The organism is Streptomyces sp. NPDC052042 (assembly GCF_044548345.1).
Classification (GTDB): Bacteria; Actinomycetota; Actinomycetes; order Streptomycetales; family Streptomycetaceae; genus Streptomyces.
The window spans coordinates 182,248-204,672 of the sequence record NZ_JBIUBU010000007.1; the positions used below are offsets into that span (position 1 = coordinate 182,248).

Annotated in this window: 17 protein-coding genes and 3 pseudogenes; 6 read left to right on the forward strand and 14 right to left on the reverse strand. The window is 71.7% G+C overall.

Annotated elements, in window-relative coordinates:
• Positions 1 to 315 precede the first annotated feature (315 nt).
• Together ACIHCL_RS15020 and ACIHCL_RS15025 are read right to left on the reverse strand one after the other, a co-directional pair.
• Complete coding sequence (locus tag ACIHCL_RS15020; RefSeq protein ID WP_399861603.1) at positions 316 to 2,508, reverse strand: flotillin family protein; 2,193 nt, start codon at positions 2,506 to 2,508, stop codon at positions 316 to 318.
• A 260-nt stretch (positions 2,509 to 2,768) separates the two neighbouring features.
• A complete protein-coding gene (locus ACIHCL_RS15025) occupies positions 2,769 to 3,470 on the reverse strand; it encodes a hypothetical protein (RefSeq protein WP_399861606.1) in 702 nt (233 codons plus the stop codon).
• A 306-nt stretch (positions 3,471 to 3,776) separates the two neighbouring features.
• On the opposite strand from ACIHCL_RS15025, the gene ACIHCL_RS15030 reads away from it, so the two are divergent.
• Positions 3,777 to 4,847: a PucR family transcriptional regulator gene (locus ACIHCL_RS15030; RefSeq protein WP_399861608.1), complete on the forward strand. Its 1,071-nt coding sequence runs from the start codon at positions 3,777 to 3,779 to the stop codon at positions 4,845 to 4,847.
• Positions 4,848 to 5,119: 272 nt separating this feature from the next.
• On the opposite strand, the gene ACIHCL_RS15035 is transcribed toward ACIHCL_RS15030, so the two are convergent.
• The 5 genes from ACIHCL_RS15035 to ACIHCL_RS15055 all read right to left on the reverse strand — a co-directional run bounded on the left by ACIHCL_RS15035 (position 5,120) and on the right by ACIHCL_RS15055 (position 10,104).
• Positions 5,120 to 5,575: a tellurite resistance TerB family protein gene (locus tag ACIHCL_RS15035; protein ID WP_399861611.1), complete on the reverse strand. Its 456-nt coding sequence runs from the start codon at positions 5,573 to 5,575 to the stop codon at positions 5,120 to 5,122.
• Between the two features lie 253 nt (positions 5,576 to 5,828).
• A complete protein-coding gene (locus ACIHCL_RS15040; protein WP_399861613.1) occupies positions 5,829 to 7,169 on the reverse strand; it encodes a cation:proton antiporter in 1,341 nt (446 codons plus the stop codon).
• A gap of 2 nt (positions 7,170 to 7,171) precedes the next feature.
• A complete protein-coding gene (locus tag ACIHCL_RS15045; RefSeq protein ID WP_399861615.1) occupies positions 7,172 to 7,642 on the reverse strand; it encodes a cation:proton antiporter regulatory subunit in 471 nt (156 codons plus the stop codon).
• A gap of 363 nt (positions 7,643 to 8,005) precedes the next feature.
• On the reverse strand, positions 8,006 to 9,478 hold the full coding sequence (locus ACIHCL_RS15050; protein WP_399861618.1) for a flotillin family protein: 1,473 nt from the start codon (positions 9,476 to 9,478) through the stop codon (positions 8,006 to 8,008).
• Between the two features lie 116 nt (positions 9,479 to 9,594).
• The gene (locus tag ACIHCL_RS15055; RefSeq protein ID WP_399861620.1) at positions 9,595 to 10,104 is read right to left on the reverse strand and encodes a hypothetical protein; all 510 of its coding nucleotides are present in this window, start codon (positions 10,102 to 10,104) and stop codon (positions 9,595 to 9,597) included.
• Positions 10,105 to 10,495: 391 nt separating this feature from the next.
• Here ACIHCL_RS15055 and ACIHCL_RS15060 point away from each other — a divergent pair.
• Together ACIHCL_RS15060 and ACIHCL_RS15065 are read left to right on the forward strand one after the other, a co-directional pair.
• Positions 10,496 to 11,227, forward strand: a pseudogene (locus tag ACIHCL_RS15060) (alpha/beta hydrolase); the annotation flags it as partial.
• A gap of 401 nt (positions 11,228 to 11,628) precedes the next feature.
• A complete protein-coding gene (locus ACIHCL_RS15065) occupies positions 11,629 to 11,901 on the forward strand; it encodes a DUF1876 domain-containing protein (protein WP_399861623.1) in 273 nt (90 codons plus the stop codon).
• 218 nt (positions 11,902 to 12,119) lie between these two features.
• On the opposite strand, the gene ACIHCL_RS15070 is transcribed toward ACIHCL_RS15065, so the two are convergent.
• Positions 12,120 to 12,926 carry an SDR family oxidoreductase gene (locus ACIHCL_RS15070; protein WP_399861626.1) on the reverse strand — a complete coding sequence of 269 codons (807 nt, stop codon included), beginning with the start codon at positions 12,924 to 12,926 and terminating at the stop codon, positions 12,120 to 12,122.
• Positions 12,927 to 13,745: 819 nt separating this feature from the next.
• Here ACIHCL_RS15070 and ACIHCL_RS15075 point away from each other — a divergent pair.
• Positions 13,746 to 14,519, forward strand: a complete 774-nt coding sequence (locus ACIHCL_RS15075) for a polyprenol monophosphomannose synthase (RefSeq protein WP_399861629.1) — start codon at positions 13,746 to 13,748, stop codon at positions 14,517 to 14,519.
• 148 nt (positions 14,520 to 14,667) lie between these two features.
• Here the strand turns inward: ACIHCL_RS15075 and ACIHCL_RS15080 are convergent.
• Both ACIHCL_RS15080 and ACIHCL_RS15085 read right to left on the reverse strand, forming a co-directional pair.
• A pseudogene (locus ACIHCL_RS15080) lies at positions 14,668 to 15,294 on the reverse strand (phosphoribosyltransferase); the annotation flags it as partial.
• 335 nt (positions 15,295 to 15,629) lie between these two features.
• A complete protein-coding gene (locus ACIHCL_RS15085) occupies positions 15,630 to 16,427 on the reverse strand; it encodes a VOC family protein (protein ID WP_399861632.1) in 798 nt (265 codons plus the stop codon).
• 261 nt (positions 16,428 to 16,688) lie between these two features.
• Here ACIHCL_RS15085 and ACIHCL_RS15090 point away from each other — a divergent pair.
• A pseudogene (locus tag ACIHCL_RS15090) lies at positions 16,689 to 17,417 on the forward strand (ion transporter); the annotation flags it as partial.
• A gap of 412 nt (positions 17,418 to 17,829) precedes the next feature.
• Here ACIHCL_RS15090 and ACIHCL_RS15095 read toward each other — a convergent pair.
• Together ACIHCL_RS15095 and ACIHCL_RS15100 are read right to left on the reverse strand one after the other, a co-directional pair.
• Positions 17,830 to 18,531 (reverse strand): response regulator, encoded by a 702-nt coding sequence (locus ACIHCL_RS15095; RefSeq protein ID WP_399861634.1) that lies wholly within the window; start codon positions 18,529 to 18,531, stop codon positions 17,830 to 17,832.
• Positions 18,528 to 20,015 carry a histidine kinase gene (locus ACIHCL_RS15100; protein ID WP_399861637.1) on the reverse strand — a complete coding sequence of 496 codons (1,488 nt, stop codon included), beginning with the start codon at positions 20,013 to 20,015 and terminating at the stop codon, positions 18,528 to 18,530. The genes ACIHCL_RS15095 and ACIHCL_RS15100 overlap by 4 nt, the downstream gene beginning before the upstream one ends.
• Before the next feature lie 292 nt (positions 20,016 to 20,307).
• Between ACIHCL_RS15100 and ACIHCL_RS15105 the strand changes: the two genes are divergently transcribed.
• Positions 20,308 to 20,760 (forward strand): VOC family protein, encoded by a 453-nt coding sequence (locus ACIHCL_RS15105; RefSeq protein WP_399861639.1) that lies wholly within the window; start codon positions 20,308 to 20,310, stop codon positions 20,758 to 20,760.
• A gap of 239 nt (positions 20,761 to 20,999) precedes the next feature.
• Here the strand turns inward: ACIHCL_RS15105 and ACIHCL_RS15110 are convergent, their stop codons facing one another.
• Positions 21,000 to 21,155: a hypothetical protein gene (locus ACIHCL_RS15110; RefSeq protein WP_399861642.1), complete on the reverse strand. Its 156-nt coding sequence runs from the start codon at positions 21,153 to 21,155 to the stop codon at positions 21,000 to 21,002.
• A gap of 97 nt (positions 21,156 to 21,252) precedes the next feature.
• Entirely contained in the window at positions 21,253 to 22,347 is a 1,095-nt protein-coding gene (locus ACIHCL_RS15115; RefSeq protein WP_399861645.1) for a zinc-binding dehydrogenase, read from the reverse strand.
• Positions 22,348 to 22,425 lie beyond the last annotated feature (78 nt).

A 22,425-nucleotide genomic window follows, 5' to 3' on the forward strand; every position in this document is an offset into this window, starting at 1 on the left:
GGCGGTGAGCCGCCTGCTGCGGGGCACGGCCTGGGGTGGAACGGTCGGGCGGGTGGTGAGGCTTTTTACGCCCCGTGCGTCGGGTGGCGGGGCGGTGCGGACCGTGCCGGGGCGATTCCGCGGTGGGGCGGCCCCGTGGCGGGCCCGTCCGGTGCCGGGGGACGGTTCGACGGTCACCGGACGGGCCCGGGGATGTCCGGGGCGCGGCCCGCCGCCCCCGCCCCGGACGGGTCCATGGCCGTTCGCGGCGCCCGGACCGGGCCGCCCGCGGGGCGAGCGGTGCCCGCGCGGGCGGCGCGATCCGGACGAGCGCGCCTACGCGATCGGCGTCCCGTTCTGCGCCGTGCGCGCGTCCGTGCCGGCATCCGGAGCGTTCACCGGGGCCCCGGTCCCCGTACCCGCGACGGCCGCGCCGACGGCTCCCGCCGCACCGGCGACCCCCGTCAGTGCGGAGACCGGCAGGTCCGCGAGGCCCGACTCCCGGGCGGCGGCCAGCAGCCGGCCCACCTGCTCCGGCGCGACCCCGGCCCCCGGAGCCCGCATGAGCTGCGTCAGCAGCGCCGACACCGTCAGGTTCCGCACGTCCCCCGTCGTCACCGAACCCACCATCCGGGTCAGGTCCTGCGTGAACGACGACGTTCCGTCCAGCCACGGCCCGGCGAGGGCCTTCGCGGTGTCCGAGTTCTCGACGAACCGGTCCAGGCTCTTGCCCATCGAGACGGCGGACAGCAGCCGGTCGAAGAAGACCGACTCCCCGCCGACGATGTCGATGTCGGCGTTCTCCAGGCCGGTGGCCAGCACGGTCGCCTGTGCCTCCGCGACCTGGCGCTGCACATCCAGCCCGGCCAGCCGGATCTCCTTCTCCGCGGCGAGCCGCAGTCGGTACTCCTCGTGTCCGCGCGAGGCGTCGTCCAGCGCCGCCATCGCCGCCGCCTTCTCGGTGAGTCCGGCCGCCTCGGCCTTCAGCTTCTCGCCGATCATCGCCGCGTCGGCGGTCGCCTGGGCCTGTGTGCCCTCCGCTTCCGCGAGGGCCTTGAGCCGGGCCCCCTCCGCCTCGGCCTTGAGCCGGGCGGACGTGGCCTCGGCCTCCGCGAGACCGGTCTTCTCGATGACCTCCGCCGCCGCGTCCTGCACCTGGACCTCCGCCAGGCCGGGCGCCGCGGACTCCGCCTGGACACCCTCCGCCAGCCGCAGCTTCGCCTGCGCGTCCAGATCCGCGGTCTTCAGCCGGGCCTCGGCGAGCGTGAGCTGCTCGGCGGCCCGGTGCGAGGCCGCGGCCTCCGCCGCCTCGGCGGCCTTGATGTCCTTGACCAGGTTCTCCTGCGCCTCGGCCTCGGCGGCGATGATGACGGCCCGACGGGTGCGCTCGGACTCCTCGACGGCCCGCAGCGTCTTGATCGACTCCTCCTGCTCCGCGACCGTGCGGTCCACGGCGATCCGCTCCCGGATGACGTCGGCGACCTCGCGGCGCTCGGACTCGACCTCCTTCGTCGCGGCGATCCGGTCGAGCTCCGTCTGCCGCTCGCGTGCGATGACCTCCAGCAGCCGGTCCTTCTCGATGCGCTCGTTCTCCACGGCGATGACCCGCTCGCGGTTCTTCTGCGCGACGGCCACCTCCCGGGCCTGGTTCTCGCGCTGGATGCCGAGCTGCTCCTCGGTGCGGATGAACGCGGCCTGGGCGTTCAGCCGCTCCTCCTCCTGGACCTTGGCGGTCACCGACTCCTCACGGGCCCGCAGCGTCTCGACCTCGCGGCGCTGCTTGATCTCGGCCTCGGACTGCCGCCGCTCCAGCTCCAGGATCGTCTCCCGGGCGTCGACGTTCTGCCGGGTGATCTCCTTCTCCTCGGTGCGCTGGAACTCATTGGTGCGCACGTGCTCGATCGCCGTCAGCTCGGTGATCTTGCGGATGCCCTGCGCGTCGAGGATGTTGGCGCCGTCGAGCTGCGCCATGGGCGTCTGCTCCAGGAAGTCGATCGCCGCGTCGTCCAGGTGGTAGCCGTTCAGGTCGGTACCGATGACCCGGATGATCCGGTCCCGGAACTCCTCGCGCTTGGTGTACAGGTCGACGAAGTCGAGCTGCTTGCCGACCGTCTTGAGCGCCTCGGCGAACTTCGCGCCGAAGAACTCCTGGAGCGCGGCCTCGTCGCTGGCCCGCTCCGTACCGATGGACTGGGCGACCTTGATGACGTCCTCGATGGTCTTGTTGACCCGGACGAAGAAGGTGATGTGGATGTCGGCGCGGATGTTGTCCTGGCAGATCAGGCCCTCGCGCCCGGTGCGGCGGATCTCGATGGTCTTCACCGAGATGTCCATGCTCTCGGCCTTGTGCAGCACCGGCAGGACGACGGCGCCGGTGAAGGTGACATCGACCTTCTTGGTCTTGGAGATGATCAGCGCCTTGCCCTGCTCCACCTTGCGGAAGAGTCGGCTGATGATGAGGAGCAGGGCGATGACGATGAGTAGGACGACGGCTATGAGCACGCCGAATCCCAAGGTGATGGCATCCATGGCAGTCCTTGACGCTGGTGCGGAAGGCGGAGAGATAGGGGAGCGGAGGGGCACGCCAGGCGGTTCGCCCGGTCGGCGGGCGGTCTGCCGACCATAACCGCGCCGAGCCCCGTGCGCTCGGATGGGCTCCGGTGAGGTACGGGCGCGGCCCCGAGCGCTCCGGTGGGTTCCGGTCGGCGGTGCGGGCCGGGCGGGAGCGGATCCGGCTCGACCTGTGCGCGGCGCGACCGGGGCCGGCCCGGCGGGGCGGCCCGTTCGGCTCAGGCGGAGTGACGGGGGACGCGTCGGGCGCCGGACCGTGCGGTCGCACGCGCGGTGGCACGACGCGCCGATAGGTCAGGTGACTTCGGCGGTCCGGGATCGAGCGCCTTGTCGTAGGGCGAGACCCAGAAGAACTCGCCGTCCTCGTCGTACGCGTACAGCAGCCCCGTGCTGCCCGAGACGAGCAGCGGGGCGTCCGTCGCACGCAACAGCCTGACCTGGACGATCGCGGTGGAACCGTCGTCCGCCACGACCTCGGCCTGACCGAAGTCGGCGCTCACGGAGCCGGTGTGGATCGTGCAGACCCGGCCGAGGAAGTCCTGCCGCGAGGGCGGAGGCACGTCCGGGAGGCGGCGGCGCAGCAGCCGTACCAGCGTCCGCGTGACGACCCAGGCGATCAGCAGCGCGCCGACGAGCACACCGCAGGCGAGCACCGCGCGGAGGGTACCCGTGGTCCCGCCGCGATGCAGCAGGACGGTACCGGTCAGGCTCGTGAACCAGCCGATGCCGATCAGCAGGGACACCGAGACGGTGACCGGCACTCCGCCGATCCCGGCCAGGCCGGTGTCGAGGTCCGCGTCGAAGGATTCATGGTCGGCCGCGCCGGCCAGCACCAGCAGCCAGAAGAAGATGACCACGATCAGTGCCGCACCGAACAGGACCGCCGGGAAGGCGGTCGCCGCGTTCAGGAACTCCTGCATCGGTCCACCCCTGTCTGTTCTGGCGGGGGCCGGTGGAGGAGGCGGGTGTGACCCTGGCGCCGCGGTCCGCGCAGAGCGGTGCCGCGGCAACCGGGTCGTCCCCCGTGTTCCCCCCGTGGGTCCCCCGTGTTCCCCCCGTGGGTCCCCCGTGTTCCCCCGTGGTGCTGGACCGATCGTGTCATCCGGGGCGGCTGCGCCGCACTGCCGGAATCCGGCAATCTTTATCCGTCCTTGATGCCGGGCACCGGCAGCACGGTGTGGGCGTTGGACGAGCGTCGGAGTCATATCGAGAAGTGAGGAGTGCGTGTGGCAGCGCCAGAGATTCCAGCGGATTATTTGGGGGATTATGTCAGTGTTCTGGCCGAAGTTGCGGCTACCGGCCGCCGGCTGACCCGGGATGAGCTGGATGCCCGTCGGGAGATGGGCCGTCAGGCCGCCGAGGCCGGTTTCCAGATACGCGCCCTGGTCGGCCTCCACCTCGCGGCGACCCGCTCCGACTGGCCGTGCGGCCCCTCGGCCGACGCCGCGACGACCGATTCCGTGCTGGCCGCGGTCGAGCAGGCCGTCGACGCCTTCGCCGACGGGTTCGAGCGGGCCCAGCGGCTGACCGTGCGACGCGAGGAGGCGGCACGCCGGGAGTTCATCGACGACCTGCTGTACGGGCGCAGCGATCTGGGGCGGCTCGCCGCGCGCGCCACCCGGTTCGGGCTGCGGCTCTCCCGTTCCCACGCCGTCGCGGTGGCCACCGGTCCGGACGCGTACACGGAGACCGACTCCGTGCCGCGCACGGTCGAGTCGGCGATGCTCACCCGGTTCAGCGGCCGGAAGATCCTGATCACGACGAAGGACGGGCGGCTGGTCTGCATCGCCCCGGCCGGCCAGCCCGATGTGCTGCGGTACTTCGCCAAGCAGTCGCACGCGGCGACGGACGGGGGCCGGGTCGCGGTGGGCCGCCCGCATCCGGGCCCGGGTGGCGTGGTCCACTCCTACGACGAGGCGCTCGAAGCGCTCGAACTCGCGGAACGGATGGACCTGGACGATCCGGTGCTGTACGCCGCCGATCTGCTGGTCTACCCGGTGCTGACCCGGGACCGGCAGGCCATGGCCGATCTGGTGCGCAGCCAGCTCGGCCCGCTCCGGCGGGCGCGCGGCGGGGCCGAGCCCCTGCTCAACACGCTCACCACCTACTTCGACGCGGGCTGTGTGGCCGCCGAGACGGCCCGGCGGCTGTCGCTGAGCGTACGGGCGCTGACCTACCGGCTGGAGAGGATCCATCAGCTGACCGGGGCCGATCCCTCCGACCCGATGCACCGCTACACGCTGCAGACGGCGGTGATCGGCGCCCGGCTGCTGGACTGGCCGACGAAAGACTTGTGACGCGGGCGGGGGAGTCGTGCCGCGGGGCGGGGGAGACGTGCCGCCGTGCCGCGGCGGAAACCCGGCCATGCCACGGGAGGGGGAGGCGGGGGAGGCGGCCTCCCGGGAGGGGAGGGGGCGGTGCGGACGAAGAGTGGCCGGGGGTGCGCATCGGGGGAATTGAACACCCCCGGCCTGCCGGGCGCGGATGCGGTGGTCGACCGGTCCGCGGCTGTCCCGGCGTACGGGGGGCGGGCCGGGGTGGCCGGCCCGCCGGGAGGGGGAAGCGCCGGCTACAGGTCGAACTCGTGCGGCGGGAGGTCGAGCGCGAAGCACGCCTCCCGTACGACGGCCCGCTCCGACTCGTCGAAGTGGCCGTCGGCACCGCCGATGACGATACCGATCTGGATGACGGCACGGGCCTCGGCCGGCTTCTTCTTCGCCTTGCCGATCTCCTGGAGGATGCTGACCTTCCCGAAGTCGAAGTCGGCGGTGAGCTTGCCCACGTAGTCGTTGAAGCGGCGGTGGAGGTCGTCGACCGGGAAGTTCTGCAGCACGTCGTTGGAGGCGATCAGCGAGGCGACCCGCTGACGCTCGGACGGATCGACGGAGCCGTCGGCGGCGGCGACGAGAGCGCACATGGCCATGCTCGCGTCACGGAAGGCGCCGCTCTTCAGCTCGTTCTTCTTCGCTTCCAGCTGCGACTGCATCGACGAAGCGGATTCCTTGATCCGATCCCACAGTGCCATGTCGTCTCCATACGTTGCGTTGCGTGGTCTGGCCGGAACCAAAATCAAACTCTACAGACGTGTAGAAGTTAGCAGCTGAGTGTGCTGCGTGTTCCGGAAACAGCACAGGGTGCAACGTGTGGCCGTCCGAAGAAGTGCCTCGACGGCGAAGCCCCGGTCGGCCGGACGGCGCCGCGCGGTGCGGGCGTCGTCCGGCCGACCGGGCGCGGTCACGGCCTGGTGCTGTGATGGGCAAACACCGCCGGTCACGGTATTAGTCGGCGGAGGCCGAGATCTCCTCCAGCGCGGCGGGGGCCGTGGGGGCCTCTCCATTTGCCGCGCTCGTGGCACCCAAGTCGCTCGCGGTCATCGCGGTGCTCGCGCCGACCGCGGTGGCGGCCTTGCTCGCGGCGCCCGCACTGCTCGCGGCGCCCGTGGCGGCGCCCGTGGCGGCGGCGCCACCGCGCCGGCTCAGCACCTTGGCGGCGATCGGCTCGGTCCAGCGGGCGGTGAGCGGTCCGGCGATCACGAGGATGAGGACGTACGCGGTCGCTATGGGCCCGATCCGGGGCTCGGTCGCCACGGCCAGCCCGGCGATGACGATGGAGAACTCGCCTCGGGCGACGAGCGTCCCGCCGGCCCGCCAGCGTCCCTTCGAACCGATCCCGGCCCGGCGGGCGGCGTACCAGCCGGTGGCGATCTTGGTGAGGGTGGTGACGACGGCCAGCAGCGCGGCCGGGAGCAGGGCCGGCGGAATCGCGGACGGATCGGTGGAGAGACCGAAGAACACGAAGAAGACGGCGGCGAACAGGTCTCGCAGCGGTGTCAGCAGCTTGCGCGCGCCCTCGGCGACCTCACCGGAGAGCGCGATACCGACCAGGAAGGCGCCGACGGCCGCGGACACCTGGAGCTCCTGTGCCACACCGGCCACCAGGACGGTCAGTCCGAGCACGACGAGCAGCAGCATCTCCGGGTTGTCGGAGGACACGGCCCGGCTGATCAGCCGTCCGTGGCGCAGGGCCAGGTAGAGCACGAATCCGACGGTGCCGAGCGCGATGAGCAGGGCGATGCTGCCTCCGGCCAGGCCGACGCCCGCGAGCATCGCGGTGAGCAGCGGCAGGTACACGGCCATCGAGAGGTCCTCGATGACCAGCACGCCGAGGACGACGGGCGTCTCCCGGTTGCCCAGGCGTCCGAGATCCGCGAGGACTTTGGCGATCACCCCGGAGGAGGAGATCCAGGTGACGCCGGCGAGCGCGACCGCGCCCACGGGCCCCCAGCCGAGCAGCAGTCCGGCCACCGCTCCCGGGGTGGCGTTGAGGGCGAAGTCCACGGCCCCGGACGGGTACTGGGTCTTGAGGCTGGTCACCAGCTCCGAGGCGCTGTACTCCAGCCCCAGCAGAAGCAGCAGCAGGATGACGCCGATCTCGGCGCCGACGGCCGTGAACTCCTCACTGGCCCCGAGGGGCAGGAGCCCGCCTTGCCCGAAGGCGAGTCCCGCCAGCAGATAGAGGGGGATCGGCGAGAGTCCTACCCGCGCCGCGAACCGCCCGATGATGCCCAGCCCCAGAATGACGGAGCCGAGCTCCACCAGCAAAGCGGTCATGTCATGCACTGTCAGCCCTCCGCGATGATGTTGGAGAGCGCGTCGACGCCCTCCCTCGTTCCGACGACGACGAGCGTGTCCCCGATGGCCAGCCGGAAGTCCGGCCCGGGCGACGGATGCGCACTGTGCGTCCGCAGCACCGCGACGATCGAGGCCCCCGTGCGGGTACGCGCCCGGGTTTCCGCCAGCAGCCGTCCGCCGTACGGGGAACGCGACCCGAGCGGGATGTGCTCGGTGACCAGGTCGATGCCCTCGGTCCGCACGGCGTCGATGGGCGCGGCGTCGATGAGGTGCGCGAGGCCGGTCGCCTCCTGTGGCGTCAGCGGTACCGAGAGGCGGCACGAATCAGGATCGTCCTGGTCGTAGAAGCCGAGGAACCGACGCCCGTCGTGGTGGACGACGACGGAGATGTGCTGGCCCGACTCGGTCGTGTAGTCGTACTGGACGCCGACTCCGGGCAGCGGGGTGCGGTGGGTCCCCATGGCTTCCTCCTGAGAGATGTGGTGACAAGTCGACACACGTGCTGATCTCTTTATCCGCGCATTACCTTAACCGGAGGGTTCCGCCGCCTCCGATACGTCGGTGCGGGAAAAGGTGGGAGGGCGCGGGGTTCGGGACCGGGCCCGAGGCTACGGGCACCGGGGAGACGGGACGTGTCCGTCCGGTGGTGGCCGGGGAACCGTTCCCGGCCGCTCGCGGGGATCGCGGGGATCGCGGGGATCGCGGGGACGGGAGGGGCACGGTGCGAGTGCCGTCCCGACATGCGTGTGCCCGGCCGGTGCGGTACCAGCCGGGCACATGCGGGGCGGGCCCGTGCGGATGGATCCGTACGGGGCGGGGCCCAGTCAGTCGGTGATCTCGATCTTCCCGTCGGCGGGTGCGACCTCGGCCCCGCCCGCCGGCCGGGCGGACGTGCCGTCCGACGCGGTCTTGCCCGTGGCGGCGCCGGTCGTGCCGCCCTTGAGGTTCTTCAGCAGCGAGGGGAGGTCGACGCCCGTGGCGGAGCTGAGGAGCTCCATCCCCTGGGCGACGTTGTCGGTGACCGTGCGCGACAGCTGGCTGGCGCCGTCCGTGGAGATCACGGTCATCTTGTCGACGGCGCTGAGCGGTTCCGACGCCTTGGCGACGACCTGCGGCAGCACCTCGACCAGCATCTGGAGGACGGCCGCGTCGCCGTACCGGGCGAAGGCGTCCGCCTTCTTCTGCATGGCGTCGGCCTCGGCGCCACCCTTGGCGGCGATGGCCGCGGCCTCCGCCTCACCCTCGATGCGCACGGCATCGGCGAGGGCCGAGCGGTGCAGCTTCTCACCCTGACCGGTCAACCGGGCGCGCTCGGCGTCCGCCTCGGCCTCCTTGACCTGGGCGATCCGGCGGGCCTCCGCCTCCTGCTCGGCCTGGTAGCGGGCGGCGTCGGCGGGCTTGCGGACCTTGGTGTCGAGCTCGCGGTCGGTCAGCGCGGCCTGGCGCTCGGCGACCTTCTCCTGCTCCGTGAGGATCTCCTGCTCGCGGGCGGCCTCCGCGAGCGGACCGGCCGCGTTGGCCTTGGCCGCGGCGGCCTCCGTCTCGGCCTTGATCTCCGACTGCTTGAGGTAGAACGTCCGCTCGGCGATGGCGATCTCCTCGGCGGCCTTCAGCCGGGCCTGCTCCGAGGCGCGCTTGGCGTTCGCCTCGGCGATGTCCGCCTCCTGCTTGGCGCGGGCGGCCTCGGGACGGCCGAGGTCTTCGAGGTAGGAGCCCTCGGTGGTGATGTCCTGGATCTGGAAGGCGTCCAGGATCAGGCCCTGGCCGGAGAGGCTGGCCTCGGCTTCCTCCGCGACCTGGCTGGCGAACGCGGCGCGGTCCCGGATGATGTCCTCGACCGACATCCGGCCGACGATGGCGCGCAGCGCGCCGGAGAGCACTTCCTGGGTGAAGCCGACGATGCCGTCCTGCTGCTGGAGGAAGCGCTGGGCGGCGGCCCGGATCGCTTCCTCGCTGCCGCCGACCTTGACGATCGCGACGCCGTCGAGGTTGGACTTCACCCCGCGCAGGGTGACGGCCCCGCGCACGGCCACCGGAATGTGCCGGCTGGACAGGTCCAGGGTGAACTTCTGCTGGACGAACGGGACGACGAAGACGCCACCGCCGACGACGACCTTCTGGCCGCTGTTGTCGATGCTGGTGCGGCCCGTCACCGGGTCGGTCGACTTCTTGCCGCGGCGTCCGGTGATGATGAACGCCTCGCTGGGCCCCGCGACCTTGTAGCGGGTGATGACGATGAGTGCGAGCAGTACCAGGAGGACGACGACTCCGATGACTGCGGTCACGACTGGGCTCATAGGGCTTGTCCCCCCTGCCTCCCTACGGGGGCGGCAGTTCGATTGCGGGTGGTGGTGCGACGGGTGGTGCTTCGGTTCGGGTGGGTTCGGCTGGGACGGTTCCGGCTGGGCCGGAGTCAGTGCTCGACGGGCCGGACCGCCACTGAGGTGGTGGACAGCACGGCCTCCACCCAGACCTCCGTGCCGCGTCCGATCGGCACCGGGCTTTTCGCCGCCAGTTTCACCGGCTGGCCCGCGAGCCGCACCAGGACCTCGCCGTAGCCGTCGACCGGAATGGCCGTGACGACCGACCCGGACGTGCCGACGAGATCGTCCCCGCGCGGAGTGACGCTGGTCTGGTCGCGCATCAGGACCCGACTCAACTTCCAGGTGAGCCAGGCTGCGACGATTCCGGCCAGGACACCGGCGATGGTCGCCACGACCGTGCCGGCGCCCGTCGTACCGAGCACGATCGCACCTCCGAAGCCGAGCATCGACAGGAACCCCGCGATGACGGGGAGGGACAGGAATCCGTCGAAAAGGCCGTCGAGCACACCGCCGAAGACACCTTCGAGGATGCCGTCGAAGACCAACGACAGAACGAGCAGGACGACTCCCGCGATGCCGAGACCGAGAAACAGGGTCATGCGCTCACCTTTCTCGATCCTCGAAATCCTCCGAACATGCATCCCCCGAACATCTCCGTCGAACTGGCTGGATGATCGCATACGGGGCAGCCGCAGGTCACTGCCGGACTCCGGAAAACTTTGCCGGGTGCTTGATGCCGGGTCGTTGCCGGGCGGTACAAGCGGCGATGCCGCCGGGTGCCGCGTACGGTTCGACCTTCCTGCGCCTGTCCACACCCTGTGGACGGCGGATCGCCCTGCCGCGGTTCCGCCGGCGGGCCGTGAAGCGGTGACACGGCCCCGGTTTGTGCCGCATGCTCGTCATGGACGCGGGGTACCGCACAGAGGGTACGAGGGGTATCGCGCAGGAGGCACGCGTGGAGGTGGGCATGGCCGGGCGCAGGGGGTACGCATGACGGGCCGTCGACCGCCCTCCGCGGCCGTGCTCCTGCTGCACGGCGGCCGCGAGACGGGCCTGGGCCCGCCCCCGCCCGGCCTCCTGAACCTGCCCGCCGTACGGATGCGGCCGTTCGCGCGGGCCGTCGCCCGGGCGGCGGGCGACGGCGGGGGAACGGGCGGCGACGGGGACGTGGACGGCGGCGGCGCCGGGGACGTCCTGGTGCGCAGCGCCCGCTACGCCCACCAGGGCTGGAACGGTGCCCGCGAGGACCCGTTCCACGACGCGGTGCGCGCCCTCGACGCCCTGCGGCGGGAGGCGGGCGACCTCCCGGTGGTCCTGGTCGGCCACTCGATGGGGGCCCGCGCCGCCCTCCGCGCCGCCGGCCATCCGCTGGTACGCGGGGTGGTGGGCCTCGCTCCCTGGTGCCCGGCCGACGATCCGGTCGCCCAGCTCGCCGACCGTGACGTCGTGCTCCTCCACAGCACCCGCGACCGCGTCACCAGTCCCGGGGAATCCCGGTCCTTCGCGACCCGTGCCCGCCGCGCCGGAGCCCGCTCCTGCCTGGTCGCGATCCGGAACAGCGATCACGCGATGCTGCGCCGCGCCGGGGCGTGGCACGCGCTGACGACCCGGATCGTCACCGGTCTGCTGGGCCTGGGGCCGCTGCCCGAGGAGATCGCGACGGCGCTCCGGCTCCCACCGGCCGCCCCGGCGACGCACGGCACCCTGGACCTGGACCGACTGGCTCTCGACGGGTCCGCCCTCGACCGGTTCGCTCCGGGCCGTCCGTTCGTCCTCGGCCGGTCCGTACGCGACCGATGGGCTCTCGGCCGGTCGGCCCTCGTGCGACTGCCGCACGTCTGGTCCGCCCGCAGCGGCGGACGCGGTCCCGCCTCCGGCCCGGACCCCGACTCCTGCCCGGCCGTCGGCCCCGCCTCCGCCGGAGGGTCCGGGGTGTCCCTCGGGAACCGGTAGACCATCGGCTCCCGGGTCCGGAACCCGGGACGTTCGTACCGCCGGCTCGTGGCGGCACGGTCCGGCCGGGAGGCGAGGGGTCCGGGGTACAGGCGTCATGCCTGTTCGCGAGGCTCCGCCGTGGTGCAGGGGCAACGGAACGGGCGCACCCTGGTAGGGAGGTGATCGAGATGATGCACACAGCTGTCGGGTGGCATGTGGATCTGCAATTCGAGGAGGACAGCACCCGCACCCGCGCCGCCGCTCTGGTGAGGCTGCCGGACGGTACCGAGGTGCGCGCCCACGGATACGCGAGCCGTCACCCCTCCGACAAGTCCCAGCCCAGGGTCGGTGAGGAGATCGCGGGAGCCAGAGCACTCAATGAGATGGCGATGAAGATGCTGACGAAGGCGCACGACGAGATCGACGAGGCGTCCGGCAGGACCTCGCACCCGCTCACCTGAGTCAGCGCCTCCAGGCTCCGAGCCCCGAGTTCCGGGCTCCTGGAGCCCCGGGGCGTGTGTGCGGCCTCCGGGGCTCCGGCGGTGGTGTCTCCCGGCCGGGGTGCACCGGTGGTGGACGTGCACCGGTGTGGGCGCGTGCCGGTCGGCGCGCACCGGCCTGGGCGGGAAAGGTCGCCTGTTCCGGCTCCCTGGTCCTGGTCGGCCCCGGCCTCGCGTGGCTAACGTCCGCCCGCGACCCGCAGCACCGCTCCGGTCACGTAGGACGCCTCGTCCGACAGCAGCCAGGCGATGGCCGAGGCGATCTCCGGCGCGGTGCCCGGCCGGCCGAGCGGGATCCCGGGCGAGGCGGCGTGCGCCCGGTCGGGGTCGCCCGCGGTGGCGTGCAGCTCGGTGTCGATCATTCCGGGGGCGACGGCGTTGACGCGGATGCCGTCCGGCCCCAGTTCCTTGGACAGCCCCACCGTCAGGGCGTCCACCGCCGCCTTCGTGGCCGCGTAGTGGACGAAGTCCCCGGGGCTGCCGAGGGTGGCGGCGGCCGAGGAGACGTTGACGACGGCGCCCGCCCCGGCGGCGGCCATGTCCCTCACGGCCCGGCGGCAGCACAGCAGGACGCCGAGGAGGTTCACGTCCAGGACCCGGCGCAGGGTATCGGTGGAGGCGTCGACGAGCCGCCCCAACGGCCCCGTCACACCGGCGTTGTTGACCAGGCCGGTGACCGGGCCGAGCCGGGCCGCCGCGAGGTCGAAGAGCCGTTCCACATCGGACTCCACGGCGGTGTCCACCCGTACCGTCTCGCAACGCGCCCCTGCCGCCCGGACCGCGGCGGCGGTCCGTTCGGCGGCCTCGGCGTCGTGCGCGTAGCCGAGTACGAGGTCATGGCCTTCGGATGCCAGATGGACACAGGTCGCGGCGCCGATGCCGCGGCTGCCGCCGGTGACGACGGTGACCGGCCGGGGCGGCGAAGCGGTGTCAGGGGCTCGCCCGCCGGTGTCGCCGGGCGGCGGAGCGGGGTTGTCTACGGCCACGGGAAACCTCTCGCTCTCGGGCGTACCGGTCGCTGCACGACTTCCGGGTGCGGCGGCGCGGGACGGTTCCGTCGGCCGGGCGGCGGGGCCGTCGCGGGTTCGCGCGGCGACACCGTGGTTCCGCGCGCGGACCGTGCCGTGGCCGCGTACGCGGATTGTACGGAGCGGGCCGCGCCGCCCGGGTGACGGCCGCGGCCCCGTGTACGCGACGGCCACCCCGTGGTCACCCCGTCCGCTGTTGGAGTGGAGCGTGGTGCGGCGGTCGGCGCGGTGCGCGGCGGGGGCGGGCTCGCGTGACTAGGGTCGGCGGCTGACGGACCGCTGTCGGCGTGTCACGGGTTGAATCGCCCGATGCCGGTGGCTGTTCCTCCTCAACGGCGTTCCCCTGCCATCGTCTCGCATCGCGTTGGTAGGGGACGCCGCCGTTGCGGCGTGGACGCGGCGCCTGGCGTGCCCGCCGCCGGCCCCTCCCGGAGACGGGATCACCCCCTTTCTCGTTCGGCGCTCCTGGCCGGGTCCGGCCTCGTCCGGTCCTGGCCCGGTTCTGCGGCTCCACCGTCCGGCGCGGGCGCGTACCCGGAGCGCGGGCGGGCTTCCCACCACACCGGCGGATGCCCGGAGAAAGAGTGCGGCGAGGCGAGGCTTTCCGAGGAGAATTCCCCGGCCGATACCCGGACATCGCTTTCGTCGCCGACCGAGAAAAACGGATGTTAGGCTCGCGCGATCCTGCGCGGAGAAGCGCCCGGAGAGCTTTCGGAGAGTGCGTGGAGAATCCGAGGGGGAGTCGGGGAGGAACAGCGGGATGTGGGGGAGCTGGACATGGGGAAGTGGGAAATGCGGCACGAGGAAAAGGCCGGGGCGAAGGAATCGCTGAAGATCGTGGTGGTGGTGCCCACCTATAACGAGCGGGCGAATCTGCCCGTCCTCGTGGATCTCCTGACCGGTCTGGAACTGCCCGGCCTGCGTGTCCTCGTGGTGGACGACAATTCGCCCGACGGCACGGGCGCGGTCGCGGAACGCCTGGCGGTGGACACCGGCGGCGTGGTCGGGGTGCTGCACCGCAAGGAGAAGGACGGACTGGGCCGCGCCTATGTGGCGGGGATGACATGCGCGCTCGACGAGGGCGCGGACATCGTCGTCCAGATGGACGCCGATCTGTCCCACCCCGCGTCGCGCCTCCCCGTGATGATCGAGACGCTGTTCGCGGAGGACGCCGCCGTGGTGATCGGGTCCCGTTATGTGGCGGGCGGTTCGCTCGCCACCGACTGGCCGTGGTACCGCAAGGCACTCTCCGCATGGGCGAATTTCTATGTCAACGCGATCCTGCGGTTGCGGGTGAAGGACGCCACCGCCGGTTTCAAGGCGTGGCGGGCGGCGACGCTGAAGGCGATCGATGTGTCTTCCGTCCGCAGCAACGGATATTCCTTCCAGGTGGAGATGAACCATCGCACGGTCCGGCGCGGTTTGAGGATCGTCGAGGTGCCGATCCGATTCGAGGAGCGGGTCGCGGGTCAGTCGAAACTCGGGCTGGGTGTGCAGCTCGAATCGGCCCTCGCGCCGTGGAGGCTCCTCTTCGGCAGGGAAGGCCGCTGAATCCGGCTCGGCTGTAGAGCCCTCACCGCCGGGCCGAAGCCGGCGGTGAGGGGCGAGCCCCGGGCAGCCGGACCGCCTCACGGCCGTGGTGGGCCCGCCCCGGTCGCAGTACTCAGTCGCTGCCCGGTGTCACGTGTCCGCCGTACCGGGCGCGGGCCAGCAGCGCGACGACCTCTTCGTCGGAGGTCTGGGAGAAGTCCCGGTACCACTCCCCGACGGCGTAGAACAGGGGCGGTACGGACAGGCACAGCACCTCGTCCGCGCACTCCCGCAGCCGGGCCACCGCGTCCGGGGGCGCCACCGGAAAGGCCGCCACCAGACGGGCCGGATGCTGTGCCCGGACCACTCGGCAGGCCGCCTCGGCCGTGGCACCGGTCGCGACGCCGTCGTCCACCACGATCACGGTCCGGCCCTCGACCGGTATCCGTGGCCTGCCCGCCCGGTACGCCTGCGCCCGGCGCGCCAGTTCCGCCGCCTCGACCCGTTCGACCGCCGCGAGATCCTGCTTCCTGGAGCTCAGACGGCTGATCACGTCTTCGTTGAGGACCCGGGTCCCGCCCTCGCCGATGGCGCCGAACGCCACCTCCTCGTGATGGGGTACACCGAGTTTGCGGACCACGATCACATCGAGCGGACCGCCCAGCGTCTGTGCCACCTCGAACGCCACCGGGACCCCGCCGCGCGGCAGTCCCAGGACGACGGGGTTCTCCCGCTCCAGATGACGGAGCGCCTCGGCCAGCTGCTGTCCCGCGTCCGCGCGGTCGACGAACAACACGGCGTGTCACCCCCAACCAAGGGAGCCGGGGACCTGACCGGGGGAGCCGGGGACCCGGCCGGTCGGGCCGGGAACCTCGCGGGCACGCGTGCCCGCCTCCCCCTTTGAAACAACCCCATGCGGGACGCCCCCGCAACTCGGTGGAGCCGCCACAGGAGTGGCAGTGCCGGGAGACACGGGGAAAGCCGCCCGGAGCCGCCCGGAACCGCCGTGTCGGGAACCGCCGTGGCGGCTCCCGACACGGCGGAGGGCGGTAGAGGCCGAGGCCAGGACGCCGGGAGCGTGGTCGGGACGCCAGAAGCGTGACCGGTACGCCGAGGACCGTCGGGGGACGGTCAGGTCACCGGGGACATCCGGGGCGCCTCGCCCTCGGTCGTGTGGACGTCGATCACGGAGAACGCCGCGCCCTGCGGGTCCGTCAGCGCGGCGAAACGGCCGAACGGCATGCTCATCGGGCCGAACCGGAGGACCGCCCCGCGCTCGGTCGCCTTCGCCACGGCCGCGTCGCAGTCCGCGACGGTGAAGTACACGTTCACATGCGACGGCACCTCCGGCGGGAACTCGTCGCCCATCCGCATCCGCCCCAGGACCGTCTCGTCGCCGAGGTTGTAGAGCCTGAAGTCGACGTGCTCGTCCTCCATCTTCATCATCGTGTACGGGAAGACGGCGGAGAAGAAGGCGTCGGACGTGCCGGGGTCCCGGGTGAAAACCTCGGCCCAGCAGAACGCGCCCGGCACCCGCTGGGCCTCGAAGCCCTTGTGGGAGCCCGCCTGCCACACGCCGAAGGTGACGCCGGCCGGGTCGCGGGCCAGCAGCATCGTGCCGAAGTCGCCGACCTGCATCGGGTCCATCAGGGTCTCGCCCCCGTTGTCACGGATCTTCACGGCGGTGGCGGCCGCGTCCGGCGAGGCGAGATACAGGCACCAGGCCCCCGGGCCCTCCTGGCCGGGCATCGACGGTACGACGGCGGCCACCGCCTTGCCGTCGACGTACGCCTGCGTGTAGTCGCCGTACTCCTCCGCGGACTCGCCGAACGTCCAGCCCAGCACGTCGCCGTAGAAGCTCTTCGCCGCCTCCGGGTCGGGGAACATCGCGTCGGCCCAGCACGGTGAGCCCTCCGCTCGCACAGCCATGGCTCGGCTCCTTCGCCCTCCGCAGGGTTGGTTCGCCTTCTCACGCTAGCCACTGGACCGCGAGAGCGCGCGCGGGAGAATTTCCGGGCACGGACCCGCCCTCGCGAGGGCCCCTCGTGGTGACCGGCCCGAACGTCGAGCGGGCCCACGGTCTCCCGCACCCTCCGTGACCGGTCGGTCTAAGATCCACTTCGGCCGGTGAGCGGGGGCCGGCCTGCGGAGGCAACGAACCCGCGAGTACGCGAGGAGCCGAGTCACACCATGTCCGAACAGGTCGCCGCACCCTTACGGCGCGTGATCGCCGCGCGTGGCCGCAGGGTCGTGGAATCCCCGGCCTTCACCGGCACCGTGTTCTGCCTCATCGTGACCAACGCGGCACTGCTGGGCGTCGAGACGTACAGCAGTGTCGTGGAGGAGTGGCACGGCGTGCTCAAGGCGGTGGAGTACTCCTTCCTCGCCGCGTTCACCGTCGAGATCCTGCTGCGCTGCGCCGCCCACGCCGACCGGCCCCGGGACTTCTTCCTCGACCCCTGGAACGTGTTCGACGTCCTCGTCGTGACCTTGGCCTTTCTGCCGTTCGCCCGCGAGAACGCCACGATGCTGCGGCTGCTGCGGCTGGCCCGGGTGCTGCGCGCCGCGCGGATCCTGCCCCAACTGCGCATCGTCATCGTGGCGGTGGGCAAGAGCCTGCCGGGCACGCTGAGCTTCCTGCTCGTCGGCACGCTCCTGCTGTACGTCTACGCCATGGTCGGCTGGGTGTTCTTCGCCGACGGCAACCCCGAGCACTTCGGTTCGCTCGGTCGTGCGGCGCTCAGCCTGTTCCTGCTCATCACGCTCGACGGACTCGGGGACGCGGTGCGCGAAGGGCTGGAGATCTCCCGTTGGGCGATCGTCTACTTCGCGTCCTTCGTCCTGCTCGGCTCGTTCCTTCTCGTCAATCTCCTCATCGGCGTCGTCATCAATTCGCTTGAAGAAGCGCGGGAGTTGGAGATGGCGCGCGAGCGGGAGGAGAACGGCGCTGCTTCTGAGGCCATCCGGGCGGTGGAGGCGTCCGGGGCGTCCGCCGCGGTGGTGGTACCCAGGGCGCCCGGGGCGGTGGAGGCTTCCGGGGCTGCGGAGACGATCGGGGTAGCTGAGGTGCCCCGGCCGACGGAGCCGTCCGGGGCGTTGAGGGCCGCAGGGGCCGCAGGGGCTGTCGAGGCAGCCGCGGCGCTGGAGGCGACCGAGGCGCTGCGGGCGCAGATCGCCATGGTCCGGCGGGCCCTGGACGGCATCGAGGCCAATCTCGCGCGTACCGGGCACCGGTGCGGCTGCCAGGAAGCGGACGAGGGGGAGCTCGTGGGGGTCGTGGAACCGGGCGTGTGGGGCGGGCACCCCACACGCCCCTGAGGGCGGAGCCCGGTCAGCCGCCCACGTTCCGGGAGTCCTGGCCCGGTCGGGGTGGGTTCACGCGCACCAGCCCTGACTGGTAGGCCATGGCGACCAGGTGGGCCCGGTGCCGGGCCCCCAGCTTCGTCATCGCCCGCCCGACGTGGGTGCGCACGGTCAGCGGGCTGACGTGCATCCGCTCGGCGATCTCGCCGTTCGACAGGCCCTCGGCCGCCTGCGCCATGACCTCGCGCTCGCGCGCGGTCAGGACGCCCAGTACGTCGGGCGCGGCGGGGCCGGCCTCGGGCAGGTCCAGGTAACGGCCCATCAGGGCCTTGGTCGCGGTGGGCGACAGCAGGGTGCCTCCGGCGGCCACCGTGCGGATGGCGCCCAGGAGTTCCTCGGGTGAGGCGCCCTTGCCGAGGAACCCGCCGGCGCCCGCGCGCAGGGACCGGGTCACGTATTCATCGATCTCGAACGTGGTGAGGATGAGGACGCGGGTGTCGCGCAGCGTCTCGTCGCGGCGGATCAGTTCCGTCGCCGCCACGCCGTCGAGTCCCGGCATGCGGATGTCCATCACGACGACATCGGGCTTCACGGCGCGGGCCTGTTCCACCGCCTTCCGGCCGTCCTCCACGACGCCGACGACCTCCATGTCGTCATGCGCTTCGATCAACAGCCGGAAGGTCCCGGCGAGCAGTGCCTGGTCATCGGCCAGCAGTACCCGGATGGTCACGGTGCCGTCCCTCTCCCGCCGTTGTTCGTCCCGTCGTTCGCTCCATCGCCCGTTCCGTCGCTCGTTCCGTAGCCTGGTCCGCCGTCGGGCCCGTTGTCTGTTCCGTAGCCCGGTCCGCCGTCGGTTTCGCCGTCCGGTCCGTCGCCCGACCTGTTGTCCGTTCCGCCGTCGTTCCGGAGAGGTTCCGGTTCTGTCATCTCCGCTCCCGTCGCCATCTCCGCCGTCGTCGTCGTCCTTGTCAGCCCCGTTGTCCTGGTCGACGCCGCCGGCCGTGTCGTTCCCGTTCCCGCGTCCCTGTCCGGTTCGGTCTGCGATTCCAGGGGGAGTTCCGTGGTCACCTCGAAGCCGCCGGCCGCCCGATGACCGGCGGACAGACGGCCCCCGACGGACAGGGCCCGTTCCCGCATGCCGATGAGGCCGTATCCGGGCGTGCTCGACGACTGCTGCTCCTGTCCGTCGTCGGTGATGCTGAGCGTGAGCAGGCGGCGCGAGTAGCCGAGCCGGACCGAGGCCGTCGCGGATCCGGCGTGCTTGGTCACGTTGGTCAGCGCCTCCTGCACGATCCGGTACGCGGTGAGGTCCGCGCCCGGTGACAGCGGTCGCTCCGTCCCCTCCACCGACACCTGGACGGTGAGGCCCGTCTGCTCGAACGAGGCGATCAGCTCCGGGAGCTGGGCGAGTCCGGGGGAGGGCTCCAGAGGTGTCTCGGGGTCGCCCTCGCTGCGCAGCAGCCCCACGGTCACCTTCAGCTCGCGCAGTGCGGAGGACGTGGTTCCGGCAAGCTGGTCCATCATCTGCCGCGCCTGATCCGGCCGGCTGCGCAGCAGGTACGAGGCGGTGGACGCCTGCGCGTGGGCGAGGGCGATGTGATGCGCGACGATGTCGTGGAGTTCGCGGGCGATCCGGGTCCGTTCCTCGCTCACCCGTCGGCGTGCCTCCTCCTCGCGGGTGCGTTCCGCGAGTTCGGCCCGTGCCTCCACGGCGGTCACGTAGTCGCGGCGGCTGCGCACCGACTCGCCGACCGCACCCGCCAGGAAGACGCAGGAGAGGATGCCGACCCGGTCGGGCCGCAGCAGCGCGCCGTTGCCCCAGACCGCCGAGACGGTGGCGAGGGTGGCGACCGCCCCGAGCGTGTAGACCGAGGTCGTGCGGAGGTCCGTGAGCAGGGCCAGCTGGTACAGGGCGACCAGGGCCGCGCCGGTGAAGCTCGGTGAGGGATCGAAGCCCATGCTGTTGCCCATCAGGCCCAGGGCGCTTGCGCACAGCGTCGTCACCACGACCACGGTGCGCGGGTAGGTGCGCTGTCCCAGGAGCAGGACGGCGGAGGGCACGGTGGCCGCCAGGGCGAAGGAGGGCGCCGGGGTGCGGACGATCTGGGCGTTGGTCACGGTGCTGGAGAAGACCGCGAAGACCCACAGCAACACGGCCACCGCCACGTCGACGGCCCGGGGGTGGCGTCGGGCCCACAACCGCCAGGTGAACATGCGCTCTTCCTTCTTCCTCGGTCACCCCATGATCGCTGACATGCGTGCCCGTTTTGCGCAAAATGCCCGGAGTGGTCCGCTGTGATGTACGGCGAACGGCCTCCGGACGCCCCGGCCTGGTCGTCGACCCGTGAACGATCATCGCCCGTGAGCGGCCCAGGGCGACGCGGGCGGGCCCGCGCGGATATCGGCGGCACGGACCGGGGCGGGAGCGGGGCGGTGTCGACTTCCGGGTTGTGAGGTGTCGACTTCCGGGTTGTGACGGGGTGGTGTAACCAATACTGTCGGTTACATGGCACTGGGTTGGAAGCTCGTCATTGACAGCACGAACGCGTCGGCTCTCGCGGACTTCTGGGCCGCGGCCCTGGAATACGAGGTGGAGGACCCCAGCGCGTTGATCGAGCGGCTGCGGGCCGCAGGGCACATCGGCGAGGAGGCGGTCGTCGAGCACGAGGGCCGAAGGACCTTCCGCGGCTATGCCGCGATCCGCCACCCCGACGACCCGTTCGACGAGATCAGCGGTGTCGGGCACGGCCGACGGCTGCTCTTCCAGGCCGTGCCCGAGAGCAAGTCCGGCAAGAACCGCCTGCACATCGACGTCCACAGCGGGCCCGACGGCCTCGACGCACTGGTGGCCCGGCTGGAGGGCCTGGGGGCGACCCGGGTACAGGAGGTCGACCAGGGCCCCGCCGGGCACTGGTGGATCATGCGGGACCCGGAGGACAACGAGTTCTGCGCGGCCTGACCGCGCCCCCGTTCCCCGCCACCGCGGCCCCTCCCCGCCGTTGCGGATGCTCTCCACCACCACGGACGCTCTGCGCCACCACGGACCCGCATCACCGCGGAGGGAAACGCGTCCGGGCGCGTCCGGCAGGTGTACCGGACGCGCCCCGTTACAGGCACATTGCTGATCCGGTGTCTCACTGTCCCGAGAGGAGCAGGGGATACGCGCCCGGCCCCGGCTCCCCGGTGCCGGGCGTCTGATCAGGCATCGAGTTCCTCGTTGTGGCGCACCTTCACGAAGGACACCGCGACGAACGAGAGAGCCGCGCACACGACGACGAACAACGCCACGGGGATCCAGCTGCCGCTGAACGCGGCGAGCAGCGCGGTGGCGATCAGCGGGGCGGGTCCGCCCACGACCGCGGCTTCGATCTGGTAGCCGAGCGAGGCTCCGGTGCAGCGGATCTCGGGTGCGAATGAGGGCGGGGGGTGTCTGGTGGGTCGACGTGCGCGTTCAGGGCACGAGGATCGGTCGCCCGATCGCGGAGACGCGCAGATGCTCGATCGCCTCGTTCGCCTCCGAGAGGGGGAACGAGCGGTCCAGAAGCTTGTCGAGAGGAATCCGGCCCGCGCGGTAGAGCCGCAGGATCTCGGGGAGCTGAAGAGGAGTGTTGGACGAGCCGTAGAGAGCGCCGACCAGCCGTCGGTCGCCCTGCACGAGCTGGTTGACCGGCACCGACAGCTCGTCGCCGACGGCGCCGAGGCCCACGACGATCTCGGTTCCGCCCGCGCGGAGCGCGTCGAAGCCGGCCCGGATGGTGGCCTGTCGGCCGATCGCCTCAAGCACGTAGTGCGCACCGCCGCCGGTGATCTCCATCACCCGGGCCGCGAAGTCCTCGCTCGAAGGATCGATGGTGTGGGTCGCGCCCAGCTCACGGGCCTTCTCCAGGCGTGCCGGAACGATGTCCGAGACGATGATCCGGGCGGCTCCGACGAGTTCCGCGGCGATGACGGCCGACAGCCCCACGCCGCCGGCGCCGATGATGGCGATGGTCTTGCCCGCGGCGTCGGGCATGCGGTTCAGCACGGTGCCCATGCCGGTGATCACCGCGCACCCGACGATGGCGGCGATCTGCGAGGGGATGTCCTTCTCGACCTTGACCAGTGACTCCTGCGATACGACGGCCTGCTCGGCGAAGCATGAGTCGCCCATCAGGTGGTGGTAGCGCACGCCGTCCTTGCTCAGGCGGGTACCGCCGCGCAGCAGCCCGTTGGTCTGGCCGTGTACGCGGCCGAGCGCGCACTGAGCAGGTCGGCCCGAGAGACAGAACTCGCACGCTCCGCAGCGCGGGCGCCACATGAGCACGACCTTGTCACCGGGGCCGTACGCGGTGACTCCCTCGCCGACCTCCTCGACGATGCCGGCGCCCTCGTGACCCAGCACGATCGGTGTGCGGGCGGGGAGCGCCCCCGTCAGGTAGTGCACATCGCTGTGGCAGACGCCCGCCGCCTCGATGCGCACGCGCACCTCGCCGGGCCCGGGACGGTCGAGACTCAGGTCTTCGAGCACCAACGGTGCGTCGACGTCGTACATGACCATCGCCTTCATGCGGGGTCGCCCCTTCGTGTCCGACTGCGCGCATCACTGCGCATCAGCTGCTGTGCGTCGCCCGAGTCCGGGCGGTCG

Excerpts from the sequence above, each read along its gene's own strand:
- ACIHCL_RS15020 (WP_399861603.1), bottom strand. The coding sequence starts at position 2,508 with ATGGATGCCATCACCTTGGGATTCGGCGTGCTCATAGCCGTCGTCCTA.
- ACIHCL_RS15065 (WP_399861623.1), top strand. The coding sequence starts at position 11,629 with ATGATGCACACAGCTGTCGGGTGGCATGTGGATCTGCAATTCGAGGAG.
- ACIHCL_RS15100 (WP_399861637.1), bottom strand. The coding sequence starts at position 20,015 with ATGTTCACCTGGCGGTTGTGGGCCCGACGCCACCCCCGGGCCGTCGAC.
- ACIHCL_RS15050 (WP_399861618.1), bottom strand. The coding sequence starts at position 9,478 with ATGAGCCCAGTCGTGACCGCAGTCATCGGAGTCGTCGTCCTCCTGGTA.
- ACIHCL_RS15085 (WP_399861632.1), bottom strand. The coding sequence starts at position 16,427 with ATGGCTGTGCGAGCGGAGGGCTCACCGTGCTGGGCCGACGCGATGTTC.
- ACIHCL_RS15105 (WP_399861639.1), top strand. The coding sequence starts at position 20,308 with ATGGCACTGGGTTGGAAGCTCGTCATTGACAGCACGAACGCGTCGGCT.
- ACIHCL_RS15055 (WP_399861620.1), bottom strand. The coding sequence starts at position 10,104 with ATGACCCTGTTTCTCGGTCTCGGCATCGCGGGAGTCGTCCTGCTCGTT.
- ACIHCL_RS15025 (WP_399861606.1), bottom strand. The coding sequence starts at position 3,470 with ATGCAGGAGTTCCTGAACGCGGCGACCGCCTTCCCGGCGGTCCTGTTC.
- ACIHCL_RS15035 (WP_399861611.1), bottom strand. The coding sequence starts at position 5,575 with ATGGCACTGTGGGATCGGATCAAGGAATCCGCTTCGTCGATGCAGTCG.
- ACIHCL_RS15045 (WP_399861615.1), bottom strand. The coding sequence starts at position 7,642 with ATGGGGACCCACCGCACCCCGCTGCCCGGAGTCGGCGTCCAGTACGAC.
- ACIHCL_RS15075 (WP_399861629.1), top strand. The coding sequence starts at position 13,746 with ATGGGGAAGTGGGAAATGCGGCACGAGGAAAAGGCCGGGGCGAAGGAA.
- ACIHCL_RS15115 (WP_399861645.1), bottom strand. The coding sequence starts at position 22,347 with ATGAAGGCGATGGTCATGTACGACGTCGACGCACCGTTGGTGCTCGAA.